Annotated in this window: 21 protein-coding genes; 15 read left to right on the forward strand and 6 right to left on the reverse strand. The window is 69.0% G+C overall.

What is annotated here, in order from left to right; genetic code table 11:
- Positions 1-8: 8 nt before the first annotated feature.
- Together ESP70_RS11670 and ESP70_RS11675 are read right to left on the reverse strand one after the other, a co-directional pair.
- Complete coding sequence (locus ESP70_RS11670; protein WP_246162006.1) at positions 9-893, reverse strand: alpha/beta fold hydrolase; 885 nt, start codon at positions 891-893, stop codon at positions 9-11.
- A gap of 46 nt (positions 894-939) precedes the next feature.
- Positions 940-1,791: an ATP-grasp domain-containing protein gene (locus ESP70_RS11675; protein ID WP_149689422.1), complete on the reverse strand. Its 852-nt coding sequence runs from the start codon at positions 1,789-1,791 to the stop codon at positions 940-942.
- 72 nt (positions 1,792-1,863) lie between these two features.
- Between ESP70_RS11675 and ESP70_RS11680 the strand changes: the two genes are divergently transcribed.
- Genes ESP70_RS11680 through ESP70_RS11700 form a run of 5 tightly spaced genes read left to right on the forward strand, consistent with a single transcriptional unit; the run spans position 1,864 to position 6,948 of the window.
- Positions 1,864-2,493, forward strand: coding sequence for a SatD family protein (locus ESP70_RS11680; RefSeq protein WP_149689423.1), 630 nt, complete (start codon positions 1,864-1,866; stop codon positions 2,491-2,493).
- On the forward strand, positions 2,490-3,152 hold the full coding sequence (locus tag ESP70_RS11685; RefSeq protein WP_149689424.1) for a hypothetical protein: 663 nt from the start codon (positions 2,490-2,492) through the stop codon (positions 3,150-3,152). The genes ESP70_RS11680 and ESP70_RS11685 overlap by 4 nt, the downstream gene beginning before the upstream one ends.
- Positions 3,153-3,199: 47 nt before the next feature.
- On the forward strand, positions 3,200-4,885 hold the full coding sequence (gene ilvD / locus ESP70_RS11690) for a dihydroxy-acid dehydratase (RefSeq protein WP_149689425.1): 1,686 nt from the start codon (positions 3,200-3,202) through the stop codon (positions 4,883-4,885).
- A 12-nt stretch (positions 4,886-4,897) separates the two neighbouring features.
- Complete coding sequence (locus tag ESP70_RS11695; protein WP_149689426.1) at positions 4,898-6,328, forward strand: SDR family oxidoreductase; 1,431 nt, start codon at positions 4,898-4,900, stop codon at positions 6,326-6,328.
- Positions 6,322-6,948, forward strand: a complete 627-nt coding sequence (locus ESP70_RS11700; RefSeq protein ID WP_188110600.1) for a maleylpyruvate isomerase N-terminal domain-containing protein — start codon at positions 6,322-6,324, stop codon at positions 6,946-6,948. Before ESP70_RS11695 ends, ESP70_RS11700 begins: the two co-directional genes overlap by 7 nt.
- A 60-nt stretch (positions 6,949-7,008) precedes the next feature.
- Here ESP70_RS11700 and ESP70_RS20560 read toward each other — a convergent pair whose 3' ends face one another.
- Complete coding sequence (locus tag ESP70_RS20560) at positions 7,009-7,131, reverse strand: hypothetical protein (RefSeq protein ID WP_281287320.1); 123 nt, start codon at positions 7,129-7,131, stop codon at positions 7,009-7,011.
- Positions 7,132-7,370: 239 nt separating this feature from the next.
- On the opposite strand from ESP70_RS20560, the gene ESP70_RS11705 reads away from it, so the two are divergent.
- From ESP70_RS11705 to ESP70_RS11720, 4 genes are all read left to right on the forward strand, one after another.
- Positions 7,371-9,137, forward strand: a complete 1,767-nt coding sequence (locus ESP70_RS11705) for an acetolactate synthase large subunit (protein ID WP_246162007.1) — start codon at positions 7,371-7,373, stop codon at positions 9,135-9,137.
- Positions 9,137-9,667: an acetolactate synthase small subunit gene (ilvN, locus tag ESP70_RS11710; RefSeq protein ID WP_056207708.1), complete on the forward strand. Its 531-nt coding sequence runs from the start codon at positions 9,137-9,139 to the stop codon at positions 9,665-9,667. The genes ESP70_RS11705 and ilvN overlap by 1 nt, the downstream gene beginning before the upstream one ends.
- A 22-nt stretch (positions 9,668-9,689) precedes the next feature.
- Positions 9,690-10,715: a ketol-acid reductoisomerase gene (gene ilvC, locus ESP70_RS11715; RefSeq protein WP_056215073.1), complete on the forward strand. Its 1,026-nt coding sequence runs from the start codon at positions 9,690-9,692 to the stop codon at positions 10,713-10,715.
- 175 nt (positions 10,716-10,890) lie between these two features.
- Entirely contained in the window at positions 10,891-12,126 is a 1,236-nt protein-coding gene (locus tag ESP70_RS11720) for an esterase-like activity of phytase family protein (RefSeq protein WP_149689428.1), read from the forward strand.
- Here ESP70_RS11720 and yczR read toward each other — a convergent pair whose 3' ends face one another.
- Positions 12,127-13,578, reverse strand: a complete 1,452-nt coding sequence (yczR, locus tag ESP70_RS11725) for a MocR-like transcription factor YczR (protein ID WP_149689429.1) — start codon at positions 13,576-13,578, stop codon at positions 12,127-12,129.
- Positions 13,579-13,638: 60 nt separating this feature from the next.
- Here yczR and ESP70_RS20130 point away from each other — a divergent pair, with 60 nt between their 5' ends.
- Complete coding sequence (locus ESP70_RS20130) at positions 13,639-13,800, forward strand: hypothetical protein (RefSeq protein WP_188110601.1); 162 nt, start codon at positions 13,639-13,641, stop codon at positions 13,798-13,800.
- Positions 13,800-14,498, forward strand: coding sequence for a membrane protein YczE (gene yczE / locus ESP70_RS11730; protein WP_223148706.1), 699 nt, complete (start codon positions 13,800-13,802; stop codon positions 14,496-14,498). The genes ESP70_RS20130 and yczE overlap by 1 nt, the downstream gene beginning before the upstream one ends.
- Here yczE and ESP70_RS11735 read toward each other — a convergent pair.
- Positions 14,405-16,657 carry a putative bifunctional diguanylate cyclase/phosphodiesterase gene (locus ESP70_RS11735; RefSeq protein ID WP_149689430.1) on the reverse strand — a complete coding sequence of 751 codons (2,253 nt, stop codon included), beginning with the start codon at positions 16,655-16,657 and terminating at the stop codon, positions 14,405-14,407. The two genes, yczE and ESP70_RS11735, sit on opposite strands and share 94 nt — an antisense overlap.
- Before the next feature lie 225 nt (positions 16,658-16,882).
- Between ESP70_RS11735 and ESP70_RS11740 the strand changes: the two genes are divergently transcribed.
- Positions 16,883-18,433, forward strand: coding sequence for an amino acid permease (locus ESP70_RS11740; protein ID WP_149689431.1), 1,551 nt, complete (start codon positions 16,883-16,885; stop codon positions 18,431-18,433).
- On the opposite strand, the gene ESP70_RS11745 is transcribed toward ESP70_RS11740, so the two are convergent.
- The gene (locus tag ESP70_RS11745) at positions 18,430-18,993 is read right to left on the reverse strand and encodes an O-methyltransferase (RefSeq protein WP_056397910.1); all 564 of its coding nucleotides are present in this window, start codon (positions 18,991-18,993) and stop codon (positions 18,430-18,432) included. The genes ESP70_RS11740 and ESP70_RS11745 overlap by 4 nt on opposite strands.
- 490 nt (positions 18,994-19,483) lie before the next feature.
- Here ESP70_RS11745 and ESP70_RS11750 point away from each other — a divergent pair, with 490 nt between their 5' ends.
- The 3 genes from ESP70_RS11750 (at position 19,484) to ESP70_RS11760 (ending at position 23,365) form a co-directional block, all read left to right on the forward strand.
- Complete coding sequence (locus tag ESP70_RS11750; protein ID WP_149689432.1) at positions 19,484-20,542, forward strand: 3-isopropylmalate dehydrogenase; 1,059 nt, start codon at positions 19,484-19,486, stop codon at positions 20,540-20,542.
- A 43-nt stretch (positions 20,543-20,585) separates the two neighbouring features.
- Positions 20,586-21,686: a branched-chain amino acid aminotransferase gene (locus tag ESP70_RS11755; protein WP_149689433.1), complete on the forward strand. Its 1,101-nt coding sequence runs from the start codon at positions 20,586-20,588 to the stop codon at positions 21,684-21,686.
- Between the two features lie 248 nt (positions 21,687-21,934).
- Entirely contained in the window at positions 21,935-23,365 is a 1,431-nt protein-coding gene (locus tag ESP70_RS11760; protein WP_149689434.1) for an aspartate ammonia-lyase, read from the forward strand.

Raw genomic sequence — 23,365 nt, forward strand, 5'->3', positions numbered from 1 at the left:
CCCTCTCGTCAGCGAGTGCGCTCGATGAGGTCCTTGAGCTCCTCGAGCACGACGTCGGGGAACTCGATCGGGATGAAGTGCGTCGCGTTTAGCTCACGGAACCGTGACCCCGTCACGCGCTCGGACGCCGAGAGCATGTCGCGGGCCCCGGTGAGCATGTCCCACGTGCCGGCGATGAACGTCACCGGGACGTCGATCTTCGACAGTGAGACGCGCTGGTGCTCGGAGACGCCGAGGGCGAGCTTGGCGTACCAGGACGGGTGCGTCGTGCAGAACTCCTGCATCAGCGTCCGCAGCTCCGCGGTGTCGGCCGCGGGATTGATGAGCCGGGTCAGCCGGAGCATGTTGGCCGTCGCGTTGGTCCACGGGATCCGGCGGGTCAGCGGCGCCAGCGCCCGCCCGGACACCCATGCCGTACGGGCGAGGCCGACCATGAGCTGCTTGGAGACCAGCGGCGGCATGCGCAGGGGAGCCAGCATCGTCGCGAACGTGTTGCCGGGTACGCCGGCCACGGCGAGGATCCCCGTGACCCGTTCGGGGTGGCGGCCGGCCAGCTCGAACGCGACCGTGACGCCGGCCGACCAGGACGCGACGACGGCGGAGTCGATGCCTGCGTCGTCCATCACGGCCAGCGCGTCCTCGACGAACGCGTCGAGGTCGACCCGCCCATTGGCGGGGCGCTCCGAGCCGCCGACGCCGCGATGGTTCCACGACACGACGTGGACGCCGCAGTCCGGCCGCAACAGCGCGGGCCAGGCATGCGGGTTGGTGCCGAGGCCGTTCGACAGGAACACCGTCGGCCCCTCGGCGTCATTCGTCCAGGCCCGCAAGCGCGTGCCGTCGGCGCTCGCGACGTCGTAGTAGCGGACGAAGGCGGCCGTGGGTGGCTTCACAAGCGCTGATTGTCCATGGCGCCGGCCGCCCGCCGCAATCGAATGGCTAGATCCGTGCCGTGATGGCGTCCACCAGTCGCCCCGCGCCGCCGTCGGACTGAGGCATGAACAGGCTCGGCTCGGCCAGCTCCAGCTCGATCAGCACGGGCGCGCCGTCATCCGCAGTGACGAGGTCCACGCGCGCATACAGCAACGGTTGGTCGAGGCCGAGGATCTCGCCGGCCGCGGCCAGGGCAGCGGAGGAGACCGCGAGCTGGGCCTCGCTCGGCGTGCGGGGCTCGATCGACTCCCGGCTGTCCCGGTCCTGGCGCACGCCCTCGCCCTGATGCAGAAGCTGACCCTTGCGGATCGCGTGCGAGAACTCGCCGCCCAGGAACAGCATCGCGGTCTCGCCCTCGTCGTCGACCGACGAGATGTAGGGCTGGGTCATGGAGGCGCGCCCGGCGGCGACGAGGGCCGCGCTGTGGGCGTAGACCTCGTCGGCCGACCCCCATCGGGCGGTGTCGCGCGATCCCGCCGAGATCGTGGGCTTCACGACCCACTCGGTGTGGTCGCCGAGGTCGTCGCCCGGCGCGATGTCCCAGCGCGTCTCGATGATCGGTATGCCGGCGGCCTCGATCTGCTGGAGGTAGACCTTGTCGGTGTTCCAAGCCAGCACCTCGTGGCTGTTGTGGAGGTTGGGGACTGCTGCCGCCCAGTCCAGGAACTCGTCACGCCGGTTCATGTAGTCCCAGCACGAGCGGACGACCACGGCGTCGTACGCCTGCCAGTCGACGGCGGGGTCGTGCCAGAGCGTGATGTCGGCGTCGACGCCGCGCTCGCGAGCGGCTTCGAGCAGGAGCGGAAGGTCGGGGTCGAGCTCCACGGCGAACGAGCAGCTGACGAACGTGATGGCCATCTGCACAGCGTAAGTGATGAAGCGGAACACTTCACTCTTGCCTTTTGAAGTAAATACCTTCAATATGAAGAAATGAACCGGATCGCTTCACAGCGGTATGCCGTCATCGGCGATCTCGTGGGATCGCGCGAGCAGCCCTCGCGCGCTGAGGCCCAGGAGGCGCTGCTGGCCGCCCTGAGCATCGTCAACGAGATGCTCCCGGCGTCGCAGCCCCTCGAACCGACGATCGGCGACGAGCTGCAGGGCGTCTATGACAGCCTCCACGACGCGCTCTACGCGACGGTGCTGGTCCGGCTCGCCCTGCCGGAGTCGATGGACTGCCGGTTCGGCATCGGCGTCGGCGAGCTCGAGATCGTCGGCACGTCCAACTATGGTCTGACCCAGGACGGGCAGGCGTGGTGGTTGGCGCGCGACGCGATCGACGCGGCCAAGGCCAAGGGTCGACAGCTTCCCGGACTGCGGACCTGGATCAAGCGCGAGGGAGCGGAGGGGGGCGACATCGTGAACTCCTACCTGCTCGTGCGCGACGAGCTCGTCAGTGACTTCGACGGGCGGCAGCGACGCATCGCGCTCGCGGAGCTGCACGGCAAGACGCTGTCGCAGATCGCCGACGACGAGGGCATCTCGACATCGGCGGTGTCCCAGCGCCATCGAGCCGGCGTCGGTGCCCTGCTCGAGTCGATCAGTGAGGTCTCGGCGTGAGCGCGCTCGCGGTGCTGCTGGCCGCCGTCGGCATGGCAGACCTCGTACGCCGTTGGAAGGTCGTCACGGGTCTCGTCGTGACCGTGGCGGGCCTGCTGCTGCTCGGCGGTGAGTGGCACACCGTGTGGCTCTCGCTCGTGTTCGCCGTCGTGGTGGTCGTGTGGGTCGACGCGGCCTCGCACGACTCCTCCGCAGGAGTCATCCTCCTGTCCGTCGCGAGCCTGGCACTGGTCGTGGTCTCCGGCGTGCTCGACCTCGGCGAGGCCCCGCTGCAGGACTGGTACGACGACCTGCCGATCCCGCGGCTCCAGGGCGTACCGCTCGATCGCGCGGCCCTGGGGGTCGGCGTCGTGCTGTTCCTCGCGACCGCCGCCAACGTGGTCGTACGCCGCGTGCTCCTGTCCACCGGACCACGGGTCCTCGCGCAGGGCGACGAGCTGCGAGGCGGCCGGGTGCTCGGCCCACTCGAACGCTGGTTCGTGCTGGCCTGCGCCCTCAGCGGCAACCTCGCCGCGATCGCCGTCGTCGTCGCGGCCAAGGGCATCCTGCGCTTCCCCGAGATCTCGCGTGACCGCACCGACGGACTGCGGGCCGAGTACGTCCTGGTGGGCAGCTTCGTCAGCTGGGCGCTGGCCTTGGTCTTCGTGCCGCTGTTCTAGGTGGACTCCGCGGACGACCGAGTCAGGCCGAGCCGTAATCTTGGGGCATGGCCTCCGAGAACCAGATCGACATCAAGCCCCGCAGCCGCACCGTCACCGATGGCCTCGAGGCCACCGCCTCCCGCGGCATGCTCCGTGCGGTCGGCATGGGTGACGAGGACTGGGCGAAGCCCCAGATCGGCGTCGCCTCCAGCTGGAACGAGATCACCCCCTGCAACCTGTCGCTCGACCGGCTCGCCAAAGCCGTCAAGGTCGGCGTGCACGCCGGCGGGGGATACCCGCTCGAGTTCGGCACGATCTCGGTGTCCGACGGCATCTCGATGGGCCACGAGGGCATGCACTTCTCGCTCGTGAGCCGCGAGGTCATCGCCGACTCGGTCGAGACCGTCATGATGGCCGAGCGCCTCGACGGCTCCGTGCTGCTCGCCGGCTGCGACAAGAGCCTGCCCGGCATGCTGATGGCGGCCGCCCGGCTCGACCTGTCGAGCGTGTTCCTCTACGCCGGGTCGATCATGCCGGGCAACGTCGACGGCAAGGACGTCACGATCATCGACGCGTTCGAGGCGGTGGGCGCGTGCATCAAGGGCCTCATCACCCGCGAGGAGGTCGACAAGATCGAGCGCGCGGTCTGCCCCGGCGAGGGCGCCTGCGGCGGCATGTTCACCGCCAACACGATGGCGACCGCGGCCGAGGCGCTCGGCATGAGCCTGCCCGGTTCGGCCGCCCCGCCCGCGATTGACGACCGCCGCGACGACTTCGCGCGCAAGTCCGGCGAGGCCGTCGTCGAGCTGCTCCGCAAGGGCATCACCGCCCGGCAGATCATGACCAAGGAGGCTTTCGAGAACGCCATCACGGTCGTCATGGCGCTCGGCGGCTCGACCAACGCTGTCCTCCACCTGCTGGCGATCGCCCGCGAGGCCGAGGTGCCGTTGACGCTCGACGACTTCAACCGCATCGGCGACAAGGTCCCTCACCTCGGCGACCTCAAGCCGTTCGGCCGCTACGTCATGAACGACGTCGACAAGGCCGGCGGCACGGCCGTCATCCTCAAGGCGCTCCTCGATGCCGGGCTCATCCACGGTGACGTCATGACGGTGACCGGCAAGACCATGGCCGAGAACCTCTCGACCATCACCGAGAAGCTCGACGGCGACGTGATCCGTACGCTCGACAAGCCGATCCACAAGACCGGCGGCCTGACGATCCTCAAGGGGTCCCTCGCTCCCGACGGCGCGGTCGTCAAGAGCGCCGGGTTCGACTCCGACGTGTTCCGCGGCACCGCTCGGGTCTTCGACGGCGAGCGCAAGGCCATGGACGCGCTCGAGGACGGCACGATCGTCGCGGGCGACGTCGTGGTGATCCGCTACGAAGGCCCCAAGGGTGGGCCGGGCATGCGCGAGATGCTGGCAATCACCGGCGCGATCAAGGGCGCCGGCCTCGGCAAGGACGTCCTGTTGATGACCGATGGCCGGTTCTCCGGCGGCACCACCGGACTCTGCGTCGGCCACGTCGCCCCTGAGGCGGTCGACGGCGGACCCATCGCATTCGTGCGCGACGGCGACCAGATCGTGCTCGACATGGCCAACCGCACGCTCGAGATCGAGGTCGACCACGACGAGCTCGAGGCGCGCAAGGTCGGCTGGGAGCCCCTGCCGCCCAAGTACACGAAGGGCGTCCTCGCCAAGTACCGCAAGCTCGTCAGCTCCGCCGCTGACGGGGCAGTCTGCGGCTAGGGCATGTCCTAGATGACTCGCCCGATCAACCCTGACGAGCTGGCTGTCGCGCTCCAGGTGCTGGCCGCGGCCGAACGGCTCGACGAGGACGACCCCGACTACGTCGCGCTGCGCCGGGCGTGCGGGAAGTTCTACAAGAACGTCAAGAAGCACCGGCGGCTCGACAAGCGCGCCCAGGTCGCCGCGGCCGACCGCGCGGTGGTGGCGGCGACGGCGACCGGATCGCCGAGGCGCATCGACGACGAGACCGAGGGCCTGCCGCTCGTCTCCAATGCCGCCGGCGCCACGGCAGGCACGCTGCTGGTCGCCCGCCCCTGCTACATCTGCAAGCAGAAGTACACCGTCGTCGACGCGTTCTACCACCAGCTCTGCCCTGACTGCGCTGCGCTCAACCGGGCCAAGCGCGATGCCCGCACGGACCTGACGGGCAAGCGCGCGTTGCTGACCGGTGGCCGCGCCAAGATCGGCATGTACATCGCGCTGCGCCTGCTCCGCGATGGCGCGCACACGACGATCACGACGCGTTTCCCGCACGATGCCGTACGCCGGTTCACCGCGATGCCCGACAGTGCGGACTGGATCGACCGGCTCCGCATCGTCGGCATCGACCTGCGCGATCCGGCGCAGGTCGTCGGGCTCGCCGACTCGGTCGCCGAGCAGGGGCCGCTCGACATCCTCATCAACAACGCGGCGCAGACCGTACGCCGCACACCGGGTGCCTACGCGCCACTGGCCGAGGCCGAGTCCGCTCCGTTGCCCGAAGGCCCCCTGCCGGAGCTCCTCACGTTCGGCCACACGAGTGACGCCCACCCGGCGGCTCTCGTCGGCTCGGTGTCGGCACACCCGGTCCTGGCCGGCGACGCGCACACCGCCGAGGAGCTGACGTCGATGGCCCTGTCGGCAGGCTCCGCGGACCTCGCCCGGATCGATGCCGGCGGCCTGGTGCCCGACACCGTCGACGTCAACAGCTGGACGCAGCGGGTGCACGAGGTCGACGCGCTCGAGCTCCTCGAGGTCCAGCTGTGCAACACCACGGCGCCGTTCATCCTCGTCAGTCGACTGCGGCCGTCGATGGCGGCCTCCGAGGCGCGGCGCACGTACGTCGTGAACGTCTCGGCGATGGAGGGCCAGTTCAGCCGCCGCTACAAGGGGCCGGGCCACCCGCACACCAACATGGCCAAGGCCGCGCTCAACATGCTGACGCGCACCAGCGCAGGGGAGATGCTCGAGCAGGACGGCATCCTCATGACCGCTGTCGACACCGGCTGGATCACCGACGAGCGGCCGCACCCGACCAAGGTGCGACTCGCCGAGGAGGGGTTCAAGGCGCCATTGGATCTCGTCGACGGGGCCGCCCGGGTCTACGACCCGATCATCCGCGGCGAGGCCGGCGAGGACATCCACGGCGTCTTCCTCAAGGACTACGAGCCCTCGCCGTGGTGACCAACGAGGAGCTGCTCCGGTCCCAGTGGGCCGCGCTGCGCAGGTGGATCGAGACCTCGGGCGTCCTGCAGCACGCACAGGAGCAGAGCGTGCTCGAGGCGTGGAACGTGCACGAGCTCATCACGCACCTCGGCCGCTCGTTCCTCGACTTCCCGGTGCTCGGGCCGGCCGCGGGTGCTGAGCCGCGCACCCTCCGCGAGTACATCTCCAACTACGGCGCGTCCGCGCGCGACATCGCCGACGGAACCAAGCAGCTCGCCCGCTCGTTCGCCGGCGACGTGCTCTCGGGCATCGACAACTGTGCGAGGCTCGGCTTCCGCGCCCTCGACGCGCTGAAGACCGACGTCGTACGCGGTCCACTGGGTGCGATCACCCGCGACGACTTCATCCTCACCCGGATCATCGAGCTCGTCGTGCACGGTGATGACCTGGCCCGCTCGGTACCAGGCGTCGCCGCGCCGCCGCTGCTCGAGCCGCCGGTCGCAGCTGTCGCGGACGCACTCGCACGTGCGTACGTCGAGGTCACCGGCCGCGAGCCGGAGTTCGACGACCACCTCGACTGGATCAGGACCGCCACGGGCCGGGCGGCGTCCGAGGACGACGCACTGCCCCTGCTCTGACGCCAGACGCACGTCGGCCCGGCAGGGCAGAGCTCCACCGGGCCGACGTCTGGCTGAGGACTAGCCGGTGACGCACTTCTCGACGTCCGACGCGATCGCGTCGCGCGCCTTCTCGTCCGCCTTGGTCGGCTTGAACTTGTTGTCCTGCTCCTTCAGAGCCTTGACCGCCTTGTCCGACAGCATGAACTGTTGATGGGGGAGTCGGTCCACATGCTGGTACGTCCTGTCTCACCACTTGACCACCGCTGGTTGGGCGACGAGACTGAACGCGTGCATGCAGAGATTCTCGTAGTACACCGCTGACGCGATGGCCTGATCCGGCCCCGCGTCTCCCTCGAATGCCTCACGGCCGAGGGATTTTTTTATGCGAACAGCCGGGTCACTCAACGACATACGATGGACCGAAACAGAAGGACGACATCATGACCGAGCAGCTCACGGGGGCTCAGAGCCTCGTGCGGGCGCTGGAGCACGCCGGGGTCGACACGATCTTCGGCATCCCGGGCGGTGCGATCCTGCCCGCGTACGACCCTCTTTTCGACTCCGAGAAGATCCGCCACATCCTCGTCCGGCACGAGCAGGGCGCGGGACATGCGGCGCAGGGCTACGCCATGGTCACCGGCAAGGTCGGCGTCTGCATGGCCACGTCGGGACCCGGCGCGACCAACCTCGTCACCGCGATCGCCGATGCCCACATGGACTCGGTCCCGATCGTCGCGATCACGGGTCAGGTGCCGAGCGGGTCGATCGGCTCGGACGCGTTCCAGGAGGCCGACATCCGCGGCATCACGATGCCGATCACCAAGCACAGTTTCCTCGTGACCGACCCCGCCGAGATCCCGCTCGTCATCGCCGAGGCGTTCCACATCGCCGGCACGGGACGACCCGGACCGGTGCTCGTCGACATCGCCAAGGACGCCCTGCAGGCCACCACGACGTTCACCTGGCCGACCGAGCTCGCGCTGCCCGGCTACCGGCCCACGACGCGTCCCCACGGCAAGCAGGTCCGCGAGGCCGCGCGCCTGATCGCCGCGGCCGAGCGTCCGGTCCTCTACGTGGGCGGTGGCGTCATCAAGGCTGATGCGTCGGCCGAGCTCAAGGTCCTCGCCGAGATGACCCAGATCCCGGTCGTCACCACGCTCATGGCGCGGGGCGCCTTCCCGGACTCGCACGAGCTGCACCTCGGTATGCCGGGCATGCACGGCACGGTCGCGGCAGTCGCAGCCCTGCAGAAGAGCGACCTGCTGATCTCGCTGGGTGCCCGGTTCGATGACCGGGTGACGGGGCAGCTCGCCTCGTTCGCGCCGCTCGCCAAGATCATCCACGCCGACATCGACCCGGCTGAGATCTCCAAGAACCGCACGGCCGACGTCCCGATCGTGGGCGACTGCCGCGAGGTCATCGCCGACCTCATCTCGACCCTGCAGAAGCAGGCGTCCGAGGACGGCATCGAGGGCGACTACGCCGCGTGGAAAGCCCAGATGCTCGGCATCAAGGACAGGTACCCGGTCGGCTACGACAAGCCCGAGACCGGGCTCGCTCCGCAGACCGTGATCGAGCGCATCAATGCGATCGCGGGTCCCGAGGCGACCTACACCGCAGGCGTCGGCCAGCACCAGATGTGGGCCGCGCACTACGTCGACTTCGAACGCCCGCGTCAGTGGCTCAACTCCGGCGGTGCCGGCACGATGGGCTACGCGGTTCCGGCCGCGATGGGCGCGCAGGTCGGCCTGCCCGGCTCGGTGGTCTGGGCGATCGATGGTGACGGCTGCTTCCAGATGACCAACCAGGAGCTCGCGACCTGCGCGATCGAGAACATCCCGATCAAGGTCGCGGTCATCAACAACTCGTCGCTCGGCATGGTGCGGCAGTGGCAGACACTGCTCTACGAAGGCCGCTACTCCAACACGGACCTCAACACGGGTCCGGAGTCGATCGGCGCGCGACGCATCCCCGACTTCCTCAAGCTCGCCGAGGCCTACGGCTGCGTCGGGCTGCGCTGCGAGAGCGAGGAAGACCTCGACGCGACGATCGAGAAGGCCATGGCCATCACGGACCGACCCGTCGTGATCGACTTCGTGGTCGAGCGAGACGCGATGGTGTGGCCCATGGTCCACGCCGGCACCAGCAACGACGCCATCCAGATCGCCCGCGACCTGGCCCCCGAGTGGGATGACGAGGACCTCTGATGACTTCACACACACTCAGCGTCCTGGTGGAGAACACCCCGGGCGTCCTGGCTCGTGTCTCGAGCCTGTTCATGCGGCGCGGGTTCAACATCGACTCGTTGGCGGTCGGCCCGACCGAGATCCCCGAGATCTCCCGCATGACGATCGTCGTGAATGTCGACGAGCTCCCCCTCGAGCAGGTCACCAAGCAGCTCAACAAGCTCGTCAACGTCCTCAAGATCGTCGAGCTCGACTCGCACAGCGCCGTCGAGCGCGAGCTCATGCTGATCAAGGTCAAGACCGACGCCCAGACCAGGGGACAGGTGCTCGAGACCGTCCAGCTGTTCAGGGCTAAGGTGGTCGACGTTGCCACCGATGCAGTGACGATCGAGGCGACCGGCGACGCGGGCAAGCTCACCGCGATGCTGAACGTCCTCGAGCCGTTCGGCATCCGCGAGATCGCCCAATCGGGGCGCGTGGCCATCGGCCGCGGATCCCGTTCCATCACCGACCGCACACTTCGTGCCGTTCCCGGCACGCAAGCAGGCTGAACACTTCAAGGAGAAGTACCCCGTGGCTGAACTGTTTTACGACGACGACGCAGATCTGAGCATCATCCAGGGCCGCCATGTGGCGGTCATCGGCTACGGCAGCCAGGGGCACGCGCACGCGCTCAACCTGCGCGACTCCGGCGTCGACGTCCGGGTGGGGCTCCTCGAGGGTTCCAAGAGCCGGGCCAAGGCCGAGGAGCAGGGCCTCCGGGTCCTCGGTGTCGCTGAGGCGGTCGAAGAGGCCGACGTCATCGTCATCCTCACGCCCGACCAGGTCCAGCGGCACGTCTACGCCGACTCGATCGAGCCCAACCTCGTCGACGGAGACGCCCTCGTCTTCGGCCACGGCTTCAACATCCGTTTCGGCTACATCAAGCCGCCGGCCGGTGTCGACGTCACGCTCGTCGCGCCCAAGGCGCCGGGCCACACCGTACGCCGCGAGTTCGTCGCGGGCCGCGGCATCCCCGACATCATCGGTGTCGAGCAGGACGCGACCGGCAAGGCGTGGGACCTCGCGCTCTCCTACGCGAAGGCCATCGGCGGCACCCGGGCCGGCGTCATCAAGACGACGTTCACCGAAGAGACCGAGACCGACCTCTTCGGCGAGCAGGCCGTGCTGTGCGGCGGTGTCTCGCACCTGGTCCAGGCCGGCTTCGAGACGCTGACCGAAGCGGGCTACCAGCCCGAGATCGCCTACTTCGAGGTGCTGCACGAGCTCAAGCTCATCGTCGACCTGATGTGGGAGGGCGGCATCGCCAAGCAGCGCTGGTCGATCTCCGACACGGCCGAGTACGGCGACTACGTCTCCGGCCCGCGCATCATCGATGCCTCGGTCAAGGAGCGCATGCAGGACGTGCTCAAGGAGATCCAGGACGGGACGTTCGCATCGCGCTTCATCGCCGACCAGGACGCCGGCGCTCCGGAGTTCCTCGCGCTGCGTGAGAAGGAGGCCGGCCACTCGATCGAGGCCACCGGCAAGGTCTTGCGCTCGCACTTCTCGTGGAAGCAGCAGGACGCCGACTACGTCGACGGCCAGGCCGCGCGCTAGTCAGCAACGACCCAAGAGGGGCGTCACCGCTTCGGCGGTGGCGCCCCTTCGGCGTTCTCGGGCGCCGTTCAGCGGGGCATCGCCCAGCGTTCGCCTCCGCGCCGGCCCCGCGTCACCTGCCTCGCCTTGCATCGAGGGGTGCCCACCACCGGGTCACTCGAGCCAGGAGCCTGACATGAATCGTCGTCTGCACGTCACCACCCGTCGCGTCGTGACGGGAGGTGCAGCAGCTCTCCTCGCGGCCGCGGCGATCTCGCCGGCGGCTGCCTCGGTCCAGCACCACGACCATGATCCGGGCACGACCAGCAGCCCCAGGTTGCTCGCGAGGTCACTCCTGTCAGCCGACCACCTCGAGCCGGGCCCGCCGTCCGGCGCACTGGCCACGCCCGCCAACGGGCGGCAGGGACCCTTCGCGGGCCAGGTGATCCCCGGTTTCTCCGCAGCCCTCGACAACGGCGACGGCACGTTCTGGGCGCAGCCGGACAACGGGTTCGGCGCCAAGGGCAACTCGGCGGACTTCCTGCTCCGCCTCTATCTGGTCAAGCCGCACTGGAAGACCGCAGAGGGTGGCGCCGGCCAGACCGAGGTGCTGCGCCACATCACGCTCTCCGACCCGAATCACAAGGTGGGCTTCCCGATCGTCAACGAGACGGGCACCCGGCAGCTGACCGGCGACGACTTCGACATCGAGTCGGTGCAGCGCGGCCGCAACGGCTCGTTCTGGATCGGCGACGAGTTCGGCCCGTTCCTGCTGCACGTCGACTCACGGGGTCGCCTGCTGTCCGCGCCGGTGGCGTTCCCGCTCGGCATGTCGCCGCAGAACCCCCACCTCGGCGACGCGCAGCCCAACGTCCAGCGCAGCGGTGGCTTCGAGGCCATGGCGGAGTCCACGAGCGGACGCTACCTCTACCCGATCGTCGAGAGCGCGCTCGTCAACGACGCCGACAAGCGCCGCCGTGTCATCTCGGAGTTCGACACGCGTACCGGCCGCTACACCGGCACGACGTGGACGTATCACGTCGATGTCGACGCCAACTCCGCCGCTGACGCGCAGATGATCCGGCCGGGCGTGCTCCTGGTCCTCGAGCGGGACAACTTCGACGGTCCCAGCGCGGTGACGAAGCGGGTCTACGAGGTACGCCTCGACCGTCGCGGCACCGACCGGCCGCTGGCCAAGTCGCTCGTCGTGGACCTCCTCAAGATCTCCGACCCCGCCGGGATCAGCGACGGCGGCGGCTGGGGCACGGGCACGCAGTTCTCGTTCGGCTTCCAGTCGGTCGAGACCCTCGTACCGCTGTCACACGGTCGGCTCCTGATCGCCAACGACAACAACTATCCGGGCAACTCGGCTCGCTTCCCCGGCACGCCCGACGACACCGAGATGATCGTCATCGATCCCGGCAGCCGCTGATCAGGCAATGAGCTCGAGCGTGTCGGCGGTGTCCACCGCCGACACGTTCGTCTCACGGTTGCCGACGACCTCGTCGTACGCCCTGCGCAGCCGGACGACGGCTTCGGTCAGGATGTCGACGGCGGGCATGAAGGGCAGGCGCAGGTGGCGCTCGCTGACGGGCACCGGGCTGGTGAAGAAGCGGGGGCCGGGCGTGAGGATCAGCCCTTGGCGCTCGGCGGCGGCGGTCAGGCGGGACGACATCCGGTCCGGCAGCGTCACCCACAGGCTCGAGCCGCCACCGGGGCACGGCGCCACGATGTCCGGCAGTGCCGCCGCGAGCTCACCGAGCAGGTGGTCGCGCCCCGTGCGCAGCCTCGCGCGCCCGGCTGCCGCGGTCTGGCCGCCGTCCGTGAGGAGCTCGGCGACGACCAGCTGCTCGAAGCCCGGCGTGCCGAGGTCCTGGTTCATCCGCGCCTGGATCAACGGCATGACCAGGTCGCGCGGGACGCGGGCCCAGCCGATGCGCAGCCCGCCCCAGTAGGACTTGGACGTCGAGTCCACGATGATCGTGCGCGGATCGTACGCGGCGAACGAGGGCGGCAGCTCGATCCCGTCGAGATTGACCTCGCGGAGTGACTCGTCGACGATCGGCACGACGTCGTGCCGGCGAAGCTCGCGGGCCCACGCGCCCCGTTCGTCGTCGCTCATGACAGCGCCGGTCGGGTTGTGGAAGTCCGGGATGATGTACGCCGCGGCGTGGGGGGCGCTCCGAACCGCCTCACCGAGCGCCGCGGTGTCCCACGGGGTCTCTCCGACCGGCATCGACGTGAGCCGGGCGCCGAGGGAGCTGAACGACTCGGGGGCGTGCGGCCAGCTCGTGCCCTCCACGATCATGCGTTGACCGGGCCGGAGCATGGCGCGGCCGAGCAGTGAGATGGCCCCTTGTGCCCCACTCGTCACGACGATCTGTCCGGGATCGGTCGGCAGCCCGCGGTCGGTGTAACGCTGCGCGATGATCTCCCTCAGGGCCGGCAGCCCGTCCGGGAGGTAGCCACTCGTGGCGAGGAGACCGGGCAGCTTGGTGGCAGCGGCCTCGAAGGCCCGGGCGATCCCCGGAGTCGCCAAGGGTGCCGAGAACGTCATGGCGATCGTGTGCGCGTCATCCGGCGCGACGATCAGACTGCTCGCGTGCGAGGGGGAGAGGGGCAGGCGCACGATGCTGCCCGAACCCTGGCGCGAGTGCAGCAGGCCGGTGTCGCGGAGCTCGGCATAGACGCGTGTGGTCGTCGTCCGGCTGACCCCGAGGGCATCGGCGAGGGTGCGCTCCGAAGGCAGCCGGCTCCCGTCCGGCACGCGGCCGTCCACCACGAGGAGCCGGATCCTCTCGGCGATGTCCTTGTACGCAGGGCCAGTCGCATCGCTCCCGCCGAGCAGGGCAGCGAGACGGGCGGCAGAGAGGGCGATGGGCACAAGGCCACTGTTTCACAATTGGCTATTCAATACCAGACCAATTGAGTCAAGACTGGATACATGAACCACCTCATCGTTCTCGTCCTTCTCGCCCTCGCGTTCGCCGCGTTGGCGGTCGTTCTCGTCCGTACGCTTCGCGGCGACGGCTACGGGTTGCGACCGCCGCCACGCAGTCATCGAGAGGAGGTCGACCTGCACAGCCGCTACCGGAGTCTGGTCTGATGGCAGACATGGTCAACCGTCTTGCTCGCCTCTTCATCGGCCTGAGCCTCTACGGCTTCACGATGGCGATGATGGTCGAGTCGACCCTGGGTCTGGACCCGTGGGACGTCTTCCACGAAGGACTGGCGGGCCACCTGCCGCTGACCTTCGGGCAGGTCGTCATCCTCGTGGGAGCCGTCGTGCTCCTGCTGTGGATCCCGCTGCGCCAGATGCCGGGGATCGGCACGGTCTTCAACGTCATCGTGATCGGGGTGGCCGCCGACGCCGGCATCGCCGCGATCAGCCAGCCGGACAACCTGTGGTTGCGCGGCCTGCTCCTCGTCGGCGGCGTCGTCGGCAACGGCCTTGCCGGCGCGATCTACATCGGCGCCCAGCTCGGTCCGGGCCCGCGCGACGGCCTCTGGCTGGGACTCGTGCGGCGTACGGGCCGCAGCGTGCGGTTCTGGCGCACCGTCATCGAGGTGTCCGTCCTGGTGATCGGCTTCGTGCTGGGCGGCACGGTGGGCGTCGGCACGGTCCTGTACGCGCTCACGATTGGCCCGATCGTGCAGTTCTTCCTCCCGCTGACGCAGGCTCCGCAGCCGTCAGACGGTTCGGGGCGGCCTCACTGGTCGGGCACGATGCGCAGTCGCGGCACACCCCGCGCCGACGGGTGCACGATCACGGGTTCGTCGGTGGGGTCCGCCGACGCCGAGTAGAGGCCCTGTGCCGAGTCGCACTCGAGCTGCCTGAGGTCGACGAGCTGCCCGGCATCCTCGACGCCTTCGGCCACCACGAGCAGGCCGGAGCCGTGGGCGGCGTTGACCAGCAGTGCCAGGAGGTCGCGGGCGCCCGGCTCTGCCGAGTTGATGAGCGTCGAGTGGATCTTGATGGCATCGGCGGGGAGATGCTGGATCTGGCCGATGGGTGTGCGTCCGGTGCCGAAGTCGTCGATGCTGACGAACACCCCGGCGTGGCGCAACGCACTCAGCGGCAGCATCGCGTTGGGGACGTCGACCAGAGCCATCTCGGTGACGCCGACCGTCAGCCGGTGCGGCGCGAGCCCGGATGCGCTCAGGGCCTCGTCGACATCCTGCAAGAGATCGGGGGCGGCGAGCATACGGCCTGAGATGCTGACCGAGACCGTGACGTCGGCGAACCGGTCGGGGTCGGCCGCGGTCAGCTCTGAGAGCTCGGCGGTGGCTTCGCGGAGCGTCCAGCGATCGAGCTCGCAGATCAGGTCCGACGTGGCGGCGATGGGCAGGAACGCCTCGGGCCCGAGCAGCCCGCGCGCGGGATGGTCCCAGCGGAGCTGCGCCTCGTAGCCCTCGACGATCTCGGTGTGCACCGCCACGACGGGTTGGTAGTGCAGGGAGATCCGGCCGGCCTCGAGCGCCTCGCACAAGTCAGCCTCGATGGTGGCGCGCTCCTGCAGCTCGGACCGCAGGCGGTTGTCGAACACCTCGATGCGCCCGCGACCCGAGATCTTGGCCCGCCTGATGGCCACGTTGGCCTCGTGCAACAGCTGATCGGGCTCGGTGCCGCCGTCCATGCTGGTCGTGGCGCCGATGCTGGCCGTGATCGGGATCGAGTGGCCCGACACGTCGACCGGCTGGTTGATCGTCGGCAGCAGGTGGGCCGCCAGGATCATCGCGTCATGATCCGACGCCACGGAGTCGAGCAGGATGACGAACTGGTCGCCACCGAGTCGCGCGACGACGTCGACGTCGCGGACGAGGCTGCGCAGGCGCTGGGCGACGGCACGCAGCACCAGGTCGCCGACGCCGTGACCGAAGCGGTCGTTGATCTCATCGAACTCGTCGATGTCCACGACGAGCAGCCCGACCGAGCTGCCGTCTCGACGGCCACGTCGCAGCGCGGCGCGGATCTGCTGGCGCATGTAGGGGCCGTTGGCCGTTCCGGTCAGCGAGTCGTGGGACGCCTCGTGGAACAGGTCGGAGCGCAGCTGATCACGCTGGCGTGCCGTCGCGCGGATCTCCTCGATGTTGTAGGCCATCCGGGCGACGACGAGCATCGACAGGACGCTCGCACCCAGCACGATCGTCCAGGTGTCGACGTGCAGGCCATGGGTGAGCTGCGCGATCAGCAGCACCGGAGCGACCAGCACGGCCGCCCCGAGCGCCACGAGCCGTCGGGCCGTGAACGGCGCGGTCCGGACCCCTGACGGCGTCGACAGCTGCGCCATCGTGGGGTGCAGTGCTGCCCCGCCCCAGAGCAGGTAGGAGCTCAACCACATGACGTCGAGCACCCGGGACTCCGACGCTCCGAGCTCCATCGCGAACACCGTGTCGGCGGTGATCAACGGGACCAGGGCGGCGACGAGGAGCCGGAACGCCGGCGACCGTGCTCCCGGGACGGACACCAGCCGTACGACCAGGGCCAGGAGCACGATGTCGCCGGCCGGGTAGGCCGCGGCGATCGCCCGGTCGACCCACGAGATCGTGGTGTCGTCCACGATCGGGTCGGCGACGAGCACCCACGACAGCAGGCCAAGGCCGAGCACGACGATCGCGCTGTCGATCAGGCCCGGTGTGTCGCGGGTCGGCCGCCGGCTGTGCACCAGCACCGCGAGCCCGACGATGAGCAGGGGATAGGCCGTCAGGTAGGCCAGGTCGGACGCCGACGGAGTGGTGCGGACGAGGTTGGGCAGGTCGAAGAACAGGTCACCGGCCACCCACGCCGACTGCCCGGCTGCCATGAGGTACCAGGGCAACACCTTGACCGGTCGGTTGATCCGCACGCCGATGAGGATCGCCACGACGCACGAGGCGCCGATCGCGTCGTACATCGCGGTGGTGGGCCCCAACAGGTAGAGCGCGGTCGCGATCGCGCCGGCCACCAGATAGATCCGGGTCATGGCCCTCCTCCCGCTGTCGGTCGTGCCATGGCGCTGCCATGGGTGTCGCCTCCATCTTGGCTCACATCGGGATCGTTGGTGCGACCTCCTGCACATCGGACGCCGATCGGGTGTGTGTTCGCGCCTGACGGGACCCGGCCCGGCTGACAGGTCACGCGTGCGCCGGTACGTTTCTCGCAATGCGGTCGCTCGACGAGTGGCCCCGAGCGGTGGGGGTGTGCCTGCATGGCCGATGCTCCGATCGGCAGAGCCCGCCGGCTCCCACCCGAGCTCGCGATGCTGCGCATCAGCAATGCGCGTCACCGGCTGCCTGCCGTGTTCGGCACCGGCCTGCTCATCGTCCTGGCGCTCGGCGTCATGATCGGCGGTGGCATCTTCTCGCTCGCCGGCCAGCAGGCGGCGACCATGGCCGGACCCGCCGTCATCGTGTCGTTCCTGATCGCGGCCGTCGTGTGTCTGCTGGCTGCCCTCTCGTACGCCGAGCTGTCGTCGATCCTGCCGACGGCCGGAAGCGTCTACACGTTCGCCTACGTCGCCTTCGGTGAGCTGTGGGCCTGGGTCGTCGGCTGGGCACTGGTGCTCGAGCTCGTCGTGGCGGCGGCCGTCGTCTCGCGGGTCTGGGCCGCCTACTTCGACTCGACGCTGCAGGGCTTCGACGTCACGGTCCCGAGCTTCGTTGCGGAGCACTCGTCGGTCGACAAGGGCACAGGGTGGATCGCCGCGATCGTCGTGATCGTTCTGGCCTTGTTGGTCATGGTCGGCTCCAAGCTCTCCGGCCGGGTCCTGGCCACGATCGTGGCGGCCAAGCTCACGGCCGTCATCGTGGTGATCGTGGTCGGCGCCCGCCACGTCGACTCGGCCAACTACACCCCGTTCGTGCCGGCGGTGAAGGCCGGCGCAGACGATCGCGGCACCGTGCTGCAGAGCCTGTTGGGTGGATCAGGCGACGCGTTCGGCGTGACCGGAATCTTCACGGCGGCGGGCATCATCGTCTTCGCGTTCATCGGCTTCGACCTCATCGCCACGGCGGCCGAGGACGCCCGCAACCCGCGGCGATCCGTGCCCCGGGCCATGCTGGCGTCGATCGGCATCGTGACGGCGCTCTACGTGGCGATGGCTGCGGTGCTGGTCGGCGTACGTCCCTACGGCGAGCTCGACACCGGTGCGCCGGTGTCCGACGCGCTGCGTTCGGTCGGGTCCGGATGGAGCGCCAACGTCATCAACATCGGCGCCATGTTCGGGCTCACCACGGTCGTCCTGGTCGTGCTCATCGCGCAGAGCCGGGTCCTGTTCGCGATGGGGCGCGACGGGTTGCTCCCGCGCGGCCTGGCGCGCGTCGGCGTGGGATCGTCGCCCTCCCGCGCTGCGGCCGTCGCCGGCATCGCGGCCGCTGTGCTCGCGCTCGCCCCGGAGGCGGCCAAGCTGGCTGACCTCCTGGTGCTCGGCACGATGTTCGCGTTCGCCTTCTGCGCCGTCGGCGTCATCAGGCTGCGCCGCTCGCAGCCGGATCTCGAGCGCGGCTTCCGCGTGCCGTTCGTGCCGCTGGTCCCGATCGTGTCGTTGCTCGCCACGATCTGGCTGTCGCTCAACCTCACGTGGTCCACGTGGGGCTACTTCGCCGTCTGGATGGTCTTCGGCCTGTTGGTCTACCTGATGTACGGCATCCGGCACAGCGCGCTGGGCAATCGTGAAGAGCCGCCGCCGGCTCCGCCGGAGCCCGCCCCGGCTCGTCCTGGCGGCCGCCCACCAGGGGCGCACCGAGCGGGCTATCGCTAGCGTCGCGTCGCGATGATCAGGGAGGCGTCGACATCGATCAGCATCTCGACGGCGGCGAAGCGCTCGTCGGTGAGCCACTGCTCACGCACCGTGTCGACGCGGCCCTCGACGATCGGCGGCCAGAACGCGGACGGCACGAAGTCGTCAAGGACGGCGATGCCCCCGGGCTCCAGCAGGTCGGCGATGACGTCGATGTCCTGCATGACCTCGCGGACGTCGACGAAGAGCAGGGAGAACGGGGCGTACTGCTCGAGGCTCGACCAGTCGCCGGCGATGACGTCGACGTTGTCGATGTCGGCGAAGATCTTCTGCACGTCACCGGCGAGAGCGGGATCGAGCTCGGCGCTGACGACCCGCGCATCCTTGGGCGCGCCACTGGAGAGCCAGGCGGACCCGACGCCGCAGCCCGTGCCGAGCTCAGCGAGGGTGCCCGTGCGGGACGCGGCCAGCGACGCCAGCAGGCGGCCGGTCTCGTTGCGGATCGACGTGATGAACCCGCGCTGGCGGGACAGGTCGAGAGTGCTCGAGACGAGCGCGGGGACTTCAGCGGGGGCACTCACGTGGCCAGTCTGTCACGATCCGATGACACAGCACGCCGGTCTCGTCTCGGGCCCTGAGACACGCCCCACGTTTGCCGGACAGGACGACCTGCGCGTGTCTACACTGGCTCCACCATGCGGAAGCAGCTCGTAGTAATCGCTTGCCGCGGCAGGGCCTCTTAGGGCTACACCCTGCCGCGGAGTTTCGGCGTTGGCCCGCCGTTCCGCCGCAGGGGTGCTTGATCACGATCTGATCGCACGCTTTCGTACTCTCCTCGGATGATCTCCGGACACGTGTCTGGTGGGACGGCGGAACTCCGCCAGACCCGCACCACGTCCGACACCGAAGGAGATCGCCATGGAACCCCGACTGATGGAGTGGGGCCCCGCGCACCTGCGCGACGAGGCCCCGACCACCGAGCTCGAGTCGTCCGAACGCCCCGACGACAACTGACCACATACCAAGACGCGGGTTTCATATCCTGAGACCTGCCTGCCTAGAATGACGCTCATGACTCGCTCGTTTTCCCTCGCAGTGGTGCCCGGAGACGGCATCGGACCCGAAGTGACCGCTCAGGCGCTCCAGGTCCTCAACCTCGTCGCCGCCGACCACGACGCCGCCTTCAGCAGCACCGAGTACGACCTCGGTGCGAAGCGTTGGCACGCCACAGGGGAGACCCTGCCCGACTCGGTGCTCGAGGAGATCCGCGGCCACGACGCGATCCTGCTCGGTGCCGTCGGCGACCCGAGCGTCCCGTCGGGCGTCCTCGAGCGCGGCCTGCTGCTCAAGCTGCGGTTCGCCCTCGACCACTACGTCAACCTGCGCCCGTCCAAGCTCTTCCCGGGCGTCCCCACACCTCTGGCCAACCCCGGTGCGATCGACTTCGTCGTCGTGCGCGAGGGCACCGAGGGTCCGTACGTCGGCAACGGTGGCGCGATCCGCGTCGGCACACCCCATGAGCTCGCGACCGAGGTCAGCATCAACACGGCGTACGGCGTCGAGCGCGTCGTGCGTGACGCGTTCGCACGTGCTCAGGCGCGCCCGCGCAAGAAGCTGACGCTCGTCCACAAGAACAACGTCCTGGTCCACGCCGGCCACCTCTGGACCCGCACGGTCGACGCGGTCGCGACCGAGTTCCCCGATGTCGCGGTCGACTACCTCCACGTCGACGCCGCCACGATCTTCCTCGTGACCGACCCCGCACGGTTCGACGTCATCGTCACCGACAACCTCTTCGGCGACATCCTCACGGACCTCGCCGCAGCGATCACGGGTGGCATCGGCCTGGCGGCCAGCGGCAACGTCAACCCCGACCGCACGGCACCCAGCATGTTCGAGCCGGTCCACGGCTCGGCCCCCGACATCGCCGGCCAGCACAAAGCCGATCCGACCGCTGCGATCCTGTCCGGCGCCCTGTTGCTCGAGCACCTCGGCCTGCCGGAGGCGGCTGCCCGCATCAGCTCCGCGGTCGAGGCCGACATCGCCGAACGAGGCGCGGCACCGCGCAGCACCGAGGAGGTGGGAGGGGCCATAGCATCACGTGTGGCCGAAGGCGTAGCGGTCGGTTAATGACCGCTTACCTTTGACCCAAAATAGGACTACCGTGATTACTATGACTTCCAACCATTTCGCGAGCAGGTTCGAGCCCAACCCCAACGCGAAGACCGACGGACAGCGCGAGGCCATCCTCGACAACCCCGGTTTCGGCAACCACTTCACCGACCACATGTTCCTGGCCGAGTGGACGCCCGGCACCGGCTGGGCCGATGCCCGCGTCGTGCCCTACGGCCCGCTCATGCTCGATCCGGCGACTGCCGTCCTGCACTACGCGCAGGAGATCTTCGAGGGACTCAAGGCGTACGTCCACGAGGACGGCTCGATCTGGTCGTTCCGGCCCGAGGCCAACGCCGAGCGCATGCAGCGCTCGGCCCACCGCCTCGCGCTGCCGGAGCTGCCGACCGACTGGTTCCTCGGCTCGATCCGCGATCTCGTCACCGCCGATCGCGCGTGGGCACCCTCCGGTGGCGAGAAGAGCCTCTACCTGCGCCCGTTCATGTACGCCTCCGAGGTGTTCCTCGGGGTGCGCCCCAGCCAGCACGTCACCTACGCCGTCATCGCCTCGCCGGCCGGAGCCTACTTCCCGGGTGGTGTCGAGGCGGTGTCGATCTGGCTCTCGTCCGAGTACTCGCGCGCCGGCACCGGCGGCACCGGAGCGGCCAAGTGCGGCGGCAACTACGCCGCGAGCCTGCTCCCGCAGCAGGAGGCGGCGCAGCACGGTTGCGCGCAGGTGGCATTCCTCGACTCCACCGAGCACAAGTGGGTCGAGGAGCTCGGTGGCATGAACCTGTTCTTCGTCCACTCCGACGGCTCGATCGTGACTCCCGAGCTGTCCGGCTCGATCCTCGAGGGCGTCACGCGGGACTCGATCCTGCAGATCGCACGTGACCTCGGCTACGACGTGATCGAACGTCGCGTGAGCATCGACGAGTGGCGTGACGGCACGGCGGACGGCTCGATCACCGAGGTCTTCGCGTGCGGCACCGCTGCCGTCGTGACGCCGATCAGCTCGCTCAAATGGGACGGCGGCGAGGCCGTCAGCGGCGACGGCGAGGCCGGCAAGATCACCACGGACATCCGTTCGGCGCTGGTCGACATCCAGTACGGCCGCGCGGCCGATCGCCACGGCTGGCTCCACCAGATCGTCCCTGCCTGAGCGAGGCGCTTGCGCCTCGTTTCGCAACCATGGGCCGAGCGAAGCTGGGGTCCCCCCACGAGTTCTAGGAGTAGGGGGAGGCACGTGCCCGGGCGAAGCCCGGCAGCGGCGGAGCCGTTGGAGCAGGGAGCGAAGCGAGCTGCGCACTGTACTGACGAGTACAGTCATCCCCTCCCGCACGTGAGCGCCGGATTGCTCTATGGTCGCCATGTGGGGCTCAACGACGCGCCCCGTACTGGAGGCTGCACATGACCATTGCCACGCGTTCCGAACACGATCTGATCGGCGACCGTGACGTCCCCCTCGAGGCCTATTGGGGAGTGCACACACTCCGCGCCCTCGAGAACTTCCCCATCACCGGCATCCCGATCGGCACGAGCCCGTTCCTCGTCGAGGCGCTGGCGGCGGTCAAGGAGGCGGCCGCGGCCGCCAACCACGACCTGGGGCTGCTCGACGACGAGCGCTACAACGCGATCCGCCAAGCCTGTGAGGAGATCCGCAGCGGTGAGCTGCGCGACGAGTTCATCGTCGACGTCATCCAGGGTGGGGCCGGCACCTCGACCAACATGAACGCCAACGAGGTCATCGCCAACCGCGCGCTCGAGCTGATGGGGCACAAGAAGGGCGACTACCACGTCATCCACCCCAACGAGCACGTCAACCTGAGCCAGTCGACCAACGACGTCTACCCGACCGCGGTCAAGATCGCGATCATCCTGGCGACGCACGCGTTGCTCGACGCCATGGCGGTGCTGGAGGCCTCGTTCGCAGCCAAGGCCGACGAGTTCCACGACGTGCTCAAGATGGGCCGCACGCAGCTGCAGGACGCCGTGCCGATGACGCTGGGTCAGGAGTTCCGGACCTACTCGCTGATGATCTCCGAGGACCGCAGCCGGCTCTCGGAGGCCGTGCTGCTGCTGCACGAGATCAACCTCGGCGCGACGGCGATCGGCACCCAGCTCAATGCTCCGGCCGGCTACGTCCCGTCGGCCTGCGAGCACCTCTCGCGGATCACCGGCCTGCCGCTCGAGAGCGCGGTCGACCTGATCGAGGCGACGCAGGACTGCGGTGCGTTCGTGCAGCTGTCGGGCACGCTCAAGCGGGTCGCGGTCAAGCTCTCCAAGATCTGCAACGACCTGCGCCTGTTGTCGTCGGGCCCGCGTGCGGGCTTCAACGAGATCAACCTGCCGGCCGTGCAGGCCGGGTCGAGCATCATGCCCGGCAAGGTCAACCCGGTCATCCCCGAGGTCGTCAACCAGGTCGCGTTCCAGGTCATCGGTCACGACGTGACGGTCACCATGGCCGCGGAGGGCGGTCAGCTGCAGCTCAATGCGTTCGAGCCGGTCATCTGCTACTCGCTGTCGGCCGGCATCTCCCGGCTGCGCGAGGCGATCCTGGTGCTGGCGTCACGCTGTGTCGACGGCATCACGGCCAACGTCGAGCTGCTGCGCAGCGAGGTCGAGAACTCGATCGGGCTGGTCACGGCACTCAACCCCTACATCGGCTACTCCGCGGCGACCGACGTCGCCCAGGAGGCGCTGGCGACCGGTCGCGGTGTGGCCGAGATCGTCCTCGAACGGGGTCTCCTGCCGCCGGAGAAGCTCGAGGCGATCCTGCGCCCCGAGACGCTCGCCCACCTGGCTCCCAAGAGGTCCAAGCTCGAGGAGCCGGCCGGCTGA

The organism is Aeromicrobium ginsengisoli (assembly GCF_004134905.2).
Lineage (GTDB): Bacteria > Actinomycetota > Actinomycetes > Propionibacteriales > Nocardioidaceae > Aeromicrobium > Aeromicrobium ginsengisoli.

Bases quoted from the DNA above. Each gene is read 5' to 3' on its own strand.
- ilvN (WP_056207708.1), top strand. From the start codon at position 9,137: ATGACTTCACACACACTCAGCGTCCTGGTGGAGAACACCCCGGGCGTC.
- yczE (WP_223148706.1), top strand. From the start codon at position 13,800: ATGGCAGACATGGTCAACCGTCTTGCTCGCCTCTTCATCGGCCTGAGC.
- ESP70_RS20560 (WP_281287320.1), bottom strand. From the start codon at position 7,131: ATGCTGTCGGACAAGGCGGTCAAGGCTCTGAAGGAGCAGGACAACAAG.
- ESP70_RS11760 (WP_149689434.1), top strand. From the start codon at position 21,935: ATGACCATTGCCACGCGTTCCGAACACGATCTGATCGGCGACCGTGAC.
- ESP70_RS11740 (WP_149689431.1), top strand. From the start codon at position 16,883: ATGGCCGATGCTCCGATCGGCAGAGCCCGCCGGCTCCCACCCGAGCTC.
- ESP70_RS11755 (WP_149689433.1), top strand. From the start codon at position 20,586: ATGACTTCCAACCATTTCGCGAGCAGGTTCGAGCCCAACCCCAACGCG.
- ESP70_RS11680 (WP_149689423.1), top strand. From the start codon at position 1,864: ATGAACCGGATCGCTTCACAGCGGTATGCCGTCATCGGCGATCTCGTG.
- ESP70_RS11675 (WP_149689422.1), bottom strand. From the start codon at position 1,791: ATGGCCATCACGTTCGTCAGCTGCTCGTTCGCCGTGGAGCTCGACCCC.
- ilvD (WP_149689425.1), top strand. From the start codon at position 3,200: ATGGCCTCCGAGAACCAGATCGACATCAAGCCCCGCAGCCGCACCGTC.
- ESP70_RS11735 (WP_149689430.1), bottom strand. From the start codon at position 16,657: ATGACCCGGATCTATCTGGTGGCCGGCGCGATCGCGACCGCGCTCTAC.
- ESP70_RS11750 (WP_149689432.1), top strand. From the start codon at position 19,484: ATGACTCGCTCGTTTTCCCTCGCAGTGGTGCCCGGAGACGGCATCGGA.
- ESP70_RS11720 (WP_149689428.1), top strand. From the start codon at position 10,891: ATGAATCGTCGTCTGCACGTCACCACCCGTCGCGTCGTGACGGGAGGT.
- ESP70_RS11705 (WP_246162007.1), top strand. From the start codon at position 7,371: ATGACCGAGCAGCTCACGGGGGCTCAGAGCCTCGTGCGGGCGCTGGAG.
- ESP70_RS20130 (WP_188110601.1), top strand. From the start codon at position 13,639: ATGAACCACCTCATCGTTCTCGTCCTTCTCGCCCTCGCGTTCGCCGCG.
- ESP70_RS11695 (WP_149689426.1), top strand. From the start codon at position 4,898: ATGACTCGCCCGATCAACCCTGACGAGCTGGCTGTCGCGCTCCAGGTG.